The organism is Halopiger djelfimassiliensis (genome assembly GCF_000455365.1).
Lineage (GTDB): Archaea > Halobacteriota > Halobacteria > Halobacteriales > Natrialbaceae > Halopiger_B > Halopiger_B djelfimassiliensis.
The window spans coordinates 875,731-883,888 of sequence record NZ_HG315686.1; the positions used below are offsets into that span (position 1 = coordinate 875,731).

Here is an 8,158-nt window from a genome sequence, read left to right on the forward strand (position 1 = left end):
CCCCGGCGTCCGCGGGCGCACATGTGGTTTAGGCACTCCTAAAACACTTATAGTTGCCGGTCCCCTCCCACCCGCCGGGAACTAGAGTTCGACGCCGCTGGGGATCAGACTGTGCTGGCGGAGCAGGTTCCCCTCGTCGTCGTAGACGAGGAAGGTCCGTTTGTCGTAGCTGACGAAGTGATCACCGTCGAGGGTGATTTCGACCTCGTAGCGGCCGTCGTCGCTCGCCGCCTCGCCGTAGCCCCGAGCCGCGCGAATAAACCGCAACACGTCGTCGGCGTCCTCGTTGAGTTCGAGAATGAACTCGCCGGTGATGCGGTTCGTGACGCTCACGACGCCCGCGGCATCGCTTCCAAGCGGCTCCTGCAACCGCAGGGCGACGTCCGTCTCGCCGGCATCGAGGACGTCGCCGTCGGGACCGGTAAGGCGCTCGCGAAGCATCGTCGACGGGCCGGTAAAGTCGATCGATACCGAGGGTTTGCTCGGTTCACCGTCGGTTTCGACCCAGTCGACATTGTTGACATCTAACGTGAAGTGCTCGCGCCTCATTCCGTGCGCATCGGTTAGCGCTCCCACCGTATGAACGTAACGCACAATGGGCTCGTTCACCGGAACGGCACAGCAGCGACGAGCCGTCCACCCAGCGGAACGAACCGATGCCGCTGAACAGCCACCATCGGTCGTCCGACGGCGTTGCGAACGGTTTTTGCCCGTCCTCCGACGATTTCCGACAATGGTCGAGGAGCAGAATCGACGGGACCGCGTCGCCGACGAGACCGCGGACCGCACTCGGCGCGCCGCAGTCCGTGACACCTACGACAGAATCGCGACGCACTTCGCCGCCACGAGGGAGTACGCCTGGCCCGAGGTCGAGGCGTTCGTCGACGCACACGCCGGTACAGCAGGACGCTCGAGCAGTGCAACCGGCCACGACGGTCCCGCGGTCGGCCTCGATCTCGGCTGTGGAAACTGCAGACACGCACAGCTGTTGGCCGAGGGGGGTCTCGAGCGCGTCGTCGGCGTCGACGTCAGCCGCGGGTTGCTCGAGACGGGACGCGAGAGGGCCGCCGATCGGGAGTTCGCCGTCGCGTTACTCCAGGGCGATGCGGCGACCCTCCCGCTCGCCGACGATAGCGTCGCCGTCGCCGTCTACGTCGCGACGCTCCATCACCTGCCGACCCGGCGTGCGCGCCGGGCGAGCCTCGACGAACTCGCCCGCGTCCTCGCGCCCGGCGGCCGCGCGCTCGTCAGCGCGTGGTCGACCGCTCACGACCGCTTCGAGCGAACGGAGGGATTCGACACGACCGTCGAGTGGACGCTCCCCGGCGGCGAACCCGTCGACCGTTTCTACCACATCTACGCGCCCGACGAGTTCGAAACCGACATCCGCGAGAGCGACCTCGCCCTCCGCGAGTGGGAACTCTCGAGCGGGAACTGTTACGCGACGGTGGCTGGACCGCAGTCGGATGGGTGACATCCTCTCCGGCGTGAACGCCGGAGCTTCCCGTACCGCAGGTTGGGATATTTGCTGGTCTACGATACGACCTGTTCTCTCGTGGTGAACGTCCCGCTCTCGCGATCGAATAGGTAACGCGCCCCGAACCCCATCCATTCCGAAAAATATTACCGAAGGCAACAAAACGATATTTTCGACTGTCCCAGCCCGTATTTTACGCCATCTGTATAGATATATCACCGCTACGCAAACCGAATAAAACGTTCAAAATGGATACTAATCGTGTAAAGAAGGTCCAGCTTTTATGATTATCACTCCTGGAACCCCCGAATGCGCTATGACGCGCTTCACCCGACGTTCGGCGCTGAAGTTCGCAGGCGCATCACTTGCCGCAGCTACCGTCCCCGCGACGGTCTCCGCAGACGGTAACGGCTGGACGATCGCCGAGACGCCGATCGACAGCAGCCTCTCCGACGTCGCCCACACGGCGACAAACGCCCACGCGGTCGCGTGTGGTGGCCTCGTCATCGAACGGACCGACGCCGGGTGGGAGGTCGTCCTGCAGGGCGGTCCCACCGGCAACGGGAACGACCTCCTCGGAGCGGACACGACCGACGACGGCGAACGACTCTGGATCGTCGGCGCGAGCGGCGCGGTCGGCGAGTACGACGTCACGACCGGCAACCTCATCGACCGATCCGCACCGAACGATTACACGGCGAACTTCAACGACGTCGCCGTCACCGGCACTGCGGGCGACGCGGACGTCTACGTCGCCGACGATTCCGGGTCCATCCACTACAGCTTCGACAACGGCGCGGAAGGCACCTGGGAGTACGAAGCTCCCGGCAGCGGTGCCGGACTGCCGGCGATCGAGTTCTACGACGACCGGTCGGGCCACGCCATCGACACGAACGGCCGGGTGTTCGCCACCGACGACGGCGTCACCTGGAACCCGATCGGCATCGAGGACGCCGACGTCACGTTCTACGGCCTCGACAGCGACGCCGCCGACGACGTCACCGTCTGTGGCGGCAACGCGTCGATCTTCGAGTACGACGGAAGCCAGTGGACCCCCGAGAGTCTCGGCGACGCCGACCTCTTCGACGTCGAAACCGAGAGCGGGCACGGCTACGCCGTCGGCAGCGGCGGCGCGATCTTCGAACTGGATAGCGGCGAGTGGACCGTCATCGACACCCCCACGGGCGAGAACCTACAGGCCGTCGCCCGCGGCTCTACCGATATCGCCGTCGGCGCTGGCGGCGAAGTCCTCGAGAAGTAACCCCTAGCTTCCCGCGTTCCTGACCTGGTTCCGCCCGGTAGCGACGGCCCGACGGGCCGTCCTCGGGCGAAGCAGGTTTCGGCTCGAGTTGGCAAGCGTCACGCCACCGGTTCGGTTCGATACTTGGTATCAAGTAGATACTCAATCGGAAAAGGAAGAGCCTTAAACGTGGAGCCGAAATCGGGAACTGCGCGCGGATGGTCTAGTGGTAGGACCTGAGCCTTCCAAGCTCATGGCCCGGGTTCAAATCCCGGTCCGCGCACTTCTCGACGAACGGACGGCGGAGAAAGTACTCGAGAGGGTTTTTCGGTCACCGTTTCAGATCAGTACAACCAGTTGTCTATTCCAAGCGTGCCCTGACGGTAACGGCGAATCCGCCGCTGACGACGGACTGAGAACTGGACAGTCGCTCGAGGGTACTAACGGCAGCCACGGCGTCCCTGTTCGCTTCGAATCGTGGTGAGTTCGTGCCAGCAGCCGAACGATGCGGCGTCGAATCGTTCGTCCGGGTGCTGTCTAAGTTCAAAAAGGATGGCGAAAACAATAGCGGTATGATAGCCATCGCTGGATCGAAAGGAGGGTGTGGCAAGTCCACCGTTACGCTCGGACTCGCCGAAGCGTTCGCCCGGGCTGACACACCCGCGATCGCCATCGACGCGGACAGACAACTCCCGAACCTGCATGTGATGACCGATCTCGACCGTGAGCCAACACTTGCTGTACTCGATCAAGGGAGGGACCTTCGGGAAATCGCACAGCAACATCCTCAGGAACCCAATGTCGGCGTCGTTCCTGCACCCAAGTCGTCGCAGTCGTTCGAGTTCAGTTCGCTTGAGGAATATGTCGATATTGACGGGCGACAAGTACTGATCGACTGTCCTTCCGGTGCCGGACCGGATGTCGTCGATCCATTGAGTCAAGCCGAGGGTGTGGTCATCGTTGCATCGGACACCGAACGGAGCCTGAAAGCTGCAGAAACGACGATTGAGATGGCTCGCCGACTCGGCGCTCCCATCTATGGGGCCATTCTGAACAAATGTTCGGAGATCCCGACACCGGCGACCCGCTGGGAGGGTGTCCCAGTACTCGGATGTGTGCCCGAGCGACCATCACCGCTGTTGAACGATGAGGTTTCGCAAGCTTTCGACGAAATCGTCGAGCAGTTGGCCACACAATCACCAACTGACCGGGCACCACCGGAATACGCTGGTGATCGGCTCCCCACGGGAACCAACGAGATCGATCGACGGCTCGGTGGAGGACTTCCGGCCGGGACCATCGTCACACTCGTGGCGGATCCCGCGAGCCAGTCGGAACAGCTCCTGTATCGAGCTACCGGCGTCCGCGGAACGCTCTATCTCTCTACCGAGCAGTCACGGGAGAACGTTCGTCGAGCAATTGAGTCGACATCAATCGGGTCCGGAACACCGACAATCAGACGTGTCGCCGGTGATGAGGGACTGGATGAGGCGCTCACGCTGATCGATAAACTCCCCGAAACGGCCAATCTGATCATTGATCCGGTCAACGAACTCGAGCGACACGATCGTTCAGCATACGTTTCGTTCCTCAATGATCTCAAAGATCAGCTCGTCGAAACAGACAGTATCGCGATCTTGCACTGTGTGGACGACGATTCGCGGAACCGATCAGCGACACTTCGGGTCGCTGACGCGGTGTTCGAGCTCGAAACCGTTGCTCCCGGATGTGGCTCCGACGTCGAACATTACCTATCGGTACCGAAGTATCGTCCGGATGCCGGATTTACCGAGACGATCCCGATCGAGTTCGCCGGCGGGAATAGCATGTCTCCAATCGAATCCCAACCGAAGTCCGATTGAGGTGATTCGAGATGGTTTCCCTTCCCTATGAATCATTGATCGGAATCTCGTATGGGTTACTGACTAGCTTCGTCCCCGCACTGGTTATCGGAGTGATCGCGATCGGCGTCGCCATAACCCAAGAGCGTTCACTGCCCGTCCTCGCCGGCCTTGTCGTCATCCCAGTGTCGATCGGAACCGGAGTTTACGTGGGAATCTTCGATCCGAGTGCGGGTTTCTCACAGGCACAACGGCTTGCGATGGCATCGGTTGTTGCAGGCCTACTCGGTCTCGTCGCGACGAGTCAGGGAAACCGTATTGCGAGTGAACTCCCGAAGGATCGGACGTTACCGATCGTCAGGGGAAAAGCGCTGTCCGCAGATGCAATCGACTCCGTCGACGCTATGGGCCAAGTGACAATCCGTCCAACCGGTGCAATCCGTGAATTCGAAGGATATCCACCACTGTCGCCAGCGCTTCGAACTGCTCTTGAGGACGGAGCGTGGCGATTCCCGGCCGATCTCCAACTGGCCGAACTGGAGCGGCGACTTGAACAGCGTCTTCGGACGGAATACGACCTTTCGCAGGTCGACGTTTCCGTCGACGGACGCGGTCGAGCGACGATCGCTGCCGCGCCCCCGGCCAAAGGTGTCGCGACGACGATTCCGGATGGTTCCCGAGCCGTAACCGTGACTGGACTGCTTCCGACGGGGATCGAACCGGGTGACAGCATTGCGATCAGTGCTGACGGCGAGACTATTCAGGGCGAAGTACTTGCGATCGGCGGCGAAGCCGACACGACCGATACGGGGAATGAAGACATCGCCTCTCCGTCAGACGATCGTCGATGTGCGGACGCAGGTTTCGATGGAGGAGAAGGGCGGGCCACGGTCGTTGTCAAAACGACTGATGCCGGGAAGTTACTCGATGCTTCTCAGCATCGCATTGAGGTACTCCCGAGCGGTGACAACCACGCATTCGAGGCAGCGGCGCTCTTAGAGGACGCCGGTCAGCCGGTGACCGCGGTCAAGTTGACCGACGATGACTCGGTCGAGCCAGAGACAGCACTCGGTGTCTGTAGTGACGGCCAGTGGCGATTTGCCGATGATCGCACGGCTCCCGATACCCTAACACGGGCCTTTGTAGCCGGCTCCCCACGAGAGGTGAGTGAACAATGATCTCCGTCGCGAACCTCGTTGGCTTGGGCCGTGAGGTTGCAATCGGTATTACCGGTATGGCACTGCTGGCGGCAGTCGTCAGTTTGCTCGTTTCGGGAGCATATCGGTGGGAAACGACGCGCTCGTCACCGCCCGGTACCGCGGTTCTTGTCGGTCTTTCGACCGTAGCAGGATACCTGTCGTACGCCATATTCAGTTCGGGGACGCTCCTTATGAACGTCCCACTCGATCATCAGGCCAGCGCCGGCTACCTGCTCGCGACGTTTTTAGTCGGCGGGACCGTCGCAGCGGCTGGCAGCCGACTCGGCGATCGTATCGCCTGTCAGGTTACCGGCCTCTCGAGAATTGACGCAAGCGGCGAGGCAGCAGCGGCCGTCCGGTCGGCCCGACTCGGTGTCGATCTCGAGTTACCTGACACGATCGACGATGCGGAGGGATACCGTTCGGTCGATACCGATGTCCGCCGAGCGCTCTCGAAAACGATAGTCAGACTTCCACACGGCCTGTCCACTGCGGAGCGACGCGAACGACTCGAGCGACACATCGAGCGCGACTACGAGGTCAGTTATGCCGACGTAACGATGGACGAGGACGGTGCCGTTGATCGCGTCCTTGTCGGTCGTAACTCCTCCGGGCTAGGATCGATGCTTCCTCCGAAAACAGTCGGTATCGCGATCCGAGGCGACCCCGCGCCGAATGCGAGCCTCGGCGATCCGATCGAAATCTGGTCGACGGACGGAACGGAAGAGGGCGGACAACTCGTCGCAACAGGAACACTCCGAACGACCAACGGATCAGTCGCGACCGTAATCGTCGACGCCGAACATGCGTCCGAACTCTCCGCTGACGAGCGCTACCGACTGGTCACACATCCTGACGAACCGACCGATGGTTACGAGTTTGCATCGACGCTCCGAACAGCCGATGAGACGATCATCACTTTGACGGTCGATTCTGATGGCCCGCTCGCGGGCGAGTTCGTCGGCTGGCTACCCGGACGAGTACTCGTTCTCGATCGCAACGACGAACTGTTCCCGCTTCCCGAGGACAACGAGACGCTCCAAAGCGGGGACGAACTCTGGCTACTTGTCACGCCGACCGATTTGACTGCGTTCGATTCCGCCGTCACTGACGAGATTTCAGGCGAGTTGATGTAGAAGTTTAAATTGTGTCACGAATATAGTATCGTTATGGTGTCGGTTGAAACGAATGCCGAACGAACGAGGGGGATTACGACGGTGCGGGTGGTCGTTGCGAATACACACTCGACGCCACAGACAGTTCGTCTACGATGCTGTCTCGATGGTCCCGTCTGGCCGCCACAACGAGACGGTGTCATCGATCCACGGTGGGACGATGGGATCTGGGAAACGACGATCCGTCCTGGCCGACGCCGCGGTGTCGGGTTCGCGAGCCCGGAGCCGCCGACCGAGCCTCTCGTGGAAGTTGTCTCGAGCGAGCGTCACAGGAGTGATGACTCCGTAACGTCACCCTCGGAGGTGCTTGCCGATCTCGATGGCTGGTGTCCGACGAGCGAGGTGCTCGAGCGCAATCCATGATCGTCGCCGTCACCGGTGGAAAGGGTGGGATCGGTAAATCGACCACGTCGTGGAATCTCGGACGCGAACTCAACGCCGTCGTCGTTGACGCGGACCTGACGGCTGCTGACCTTCCGCCCGGCACCGGTCCCGATCTTCACGACGTGCTCGCCGGCCGCGTCGACCCGCCCGCGGCAGTCGAAGATGTCGGTCAGGTCTCGATCTTACCCTGCGGGCGAACGCTCTCGGGTGCCCGTGCATCGAAGCTGGAACACCTCGATCAAGTGCTCGAGCGTCTCGAGCGGGAGTGGGAACACGTCGTCGTCGACTGCCCGGCCGGACTCGCCCGCGATGTCGGTATCGAACTTCGAAGTGCTGACCTCGCGGTACTCGTTACAACACCGGCTGAGACCGCACTGGTCGACGCGTTTCGGACCTATGAACTCTCGGAAGATCTCCGGACCCCAGTCGCTGCCGCTGTTTTAAACAAGGCCGATTGCGAGACTCACGATGACCTCGCAGACCGGATCGGACGGACGCTTGGTGTCGAAGTAACGATCGTCGAACAACAAGATGCAGTTGCCGATGCGCAGGCGAAGTGGACTCCTGTCCGCGACTATGCGCTAGACGCACAGGCAGTCGAGGCGTATGAAGCGGTCGCAGATCGGCTTGAGCGTGCACAGCGGCGGCTCTCAGAGCGCCCTGATACTCTCTGAGCTGCTTTTACTGCGTTCGAAAAGGAACACCGGGTACTGCGGTAACTCTTCTACTGGCGTCGAACAACGGCGACACCAATAGCAGCTACGATCGCGATGAGTGCGACCGCAGGCCCGAAGCCGGGAAGACCGTCGTCGCCGTCGCTCGTCTCGGAGACGGAGACGGTC

The 8,158-nt window shown here is 61.5% G+C and carries 9 protein-coding genes and 1 tRNA gene; 8 read left to right on the top strand and 2 right to left on the bottom strand.

Annotation, left to right across the window (positions count from 1 at the left end; genetic code table 11):
* Window positions 1-81: 81 nt before the first annotated feature.
* Complete coding sequence (locus TX80_RS15190) at window positions 82-549, bottom strand: DUF5793 family protein (RefSeq protein ID WP_049924001.1); 468 nt, start codon at window positions 547-549, stop codon at window positions 82-84.
* Window positions 550-733: 184 nt separating this feature from the next.
* On the opposite strand from TX80_RS15190, the gene TX80_RS15195 reads away from it, so the two are divergent.
* From TX80_RS15195 to TX80_RS15225, 8 genes are all read left to right on the top strand, one after another.
* Window positions 734-1,474 (top strand): class I SAM-dependent methyltransferase, encoded by a 741-nt coding sequence (locus TX80_RS15195; protein WP_049924002.1) that lies wholly within the window; start codon window positions 734-736, stop codon window positions 1,472-1,474.
* A 319-nt stretch (window positions 1,475-1,793) separates the two neighbouring features.
* The gene (locus TX80_RS15200) at window positions 1,794-2,738 is read left to right on the top strand and encodes a sialidase family protein (RefSeq protein WP_049924003.1); all 945 of its coding nucleotides are present in this window, start codon (window positions 1,794-1,796) and stop codon (window positions 2,736-2,738) included.
* 191 nt (window positions 2,739-2,929) lie between these two features.
* A tRNA-Gly gene (locus TX80_RS15205) sits at window positions 2,930-3,000 on the top strand.
* Between the two features lie 205 nt (window positions 3,001-3,205).
* Window positions 3,206-4,579 (top strand): DUF7125 family protein, encoded by a 1,374-nt coding sequence (locus TX80_RS15210; RefSeq protein WP_326544633.1) that lies wholly within the window; start codon window positions 3,206-3,208, stop codon window positions 4,577-4,579.
* Between the two features lie 11 nt (window positions 4,580-4,590).
* The gene (locus tag TX80_RS15215) at window positions 4,591-5,736 is read left to right on the top strand and encodes a hypothetical protein (protein WP_049924005.1); all 1,146 of its coding nucleotides are present in this window, start codon (window positions 4,591-4,593) and stop codon (window positions 5,734-5,736) included.
* A gap of 212 nt (window positions 5,737-5,948) precedes the next feature.
* Window positions 5,949-6,893: a TrkA C-terminal domain-containing protein gene (locus TX80_RS15220; RefSeq protein ID WP_230198746.1), complete on the top strand. Its 945-nt coding sequence runs from the start codon at window positions 5,949-5,951 to the stop codon at window positions 6,891-6,893.
* Between the two features lie 33 nt (window positions 6,894-6,926).
* On the top strand, window positions 6,927-7,295 hold the full coding sequence (locus tag TX80_RS20160) for a DUF7857 domain-containing protein (protein WP_081661630.1): 369 nt from the start codon (window positions 6,927-6,929) through the stop codon (window positions 7,293-7,295).
* On the top strand, window positions 7,292-7,990 hold the full coding sequence (locus TX80_RS15225; protein WP_049924007.1) for a P-loop NTPase: 699 nt from the start codon (window positions 7,292-7,294) through the stop codon (window positions 7,988-7,990). Before TX80_RS20160 ends, TX80_RS15225 begins: the two co-directional genes overlap by 4 nt.
* Before the next feature lie 50 nt (window positions 7,991-8,040).
* Here TX80_RS15225 and TX80_RS20120 read toward each other — a convergent pair.
* Window positions 8,041-8,158: PGF-CTERM sorting domain-containing protein (locus TX80_RS20120; protein WP_154658684.1), on the bottom strand; the 118-nt coding region annotated here is incomplete at its 5' end.

What these genes read in the sequence shown, in the direction of transcription:
- TX80_RS15190 (WP_049924001.1), bottom strand. Translation starts at nt 549, where the DNA reads ATGAGGCGCGAGCACTTCACGTTAGATGTCAACAATGTCGACTGGGTC.
- TX80_RS15195 (WP_049924002.1), top strand. Translation starts at nt 734, where the DNA reads ATGGTCGAGGAGCAGAATCGACGGGACCGCGTCGCCGACGAGACCGCG.
- TX80_RS15200 (WP_049924003.1), top strand. Translation starts at nt 1,794, where the DNA reads ATGACGCGCTTCACCCGACGTTCGGCGCTGAAGTTCGCAGGCGCATCA.
- TX80_RS15215 (WP_049924005.1), top strand. Translation starts at nt 4,591, where the DNA reads ATGGTTTCCCTTCCCTATGAATCATTGATCGGAATCTCGTATGGGTTA.
- TX80_RS15220 (WP_230198746.1), top strand. Translation starts at nt 5,949, where the DNA reads ATGAACGTCCCACTCGATCATCAGGCCAGCGCCGGCTACCTGCTCGCG.
- TX80_RS20160 (WP_081661630.1), top strand. Translation starts at nt 6,927, where the DNA reads ATGGTGTCGGTTGAAACGAATGCCGAACGAACGAGGGGGATTACGACG.
- TX80_RS15225 (WP_049924007.1), top strand. Translation starts at nt 7,292, where the DNA reads ATGATCGTCGCCGTCACCGGTGGAAAGGGTGGGATCGGTAAATCGACC.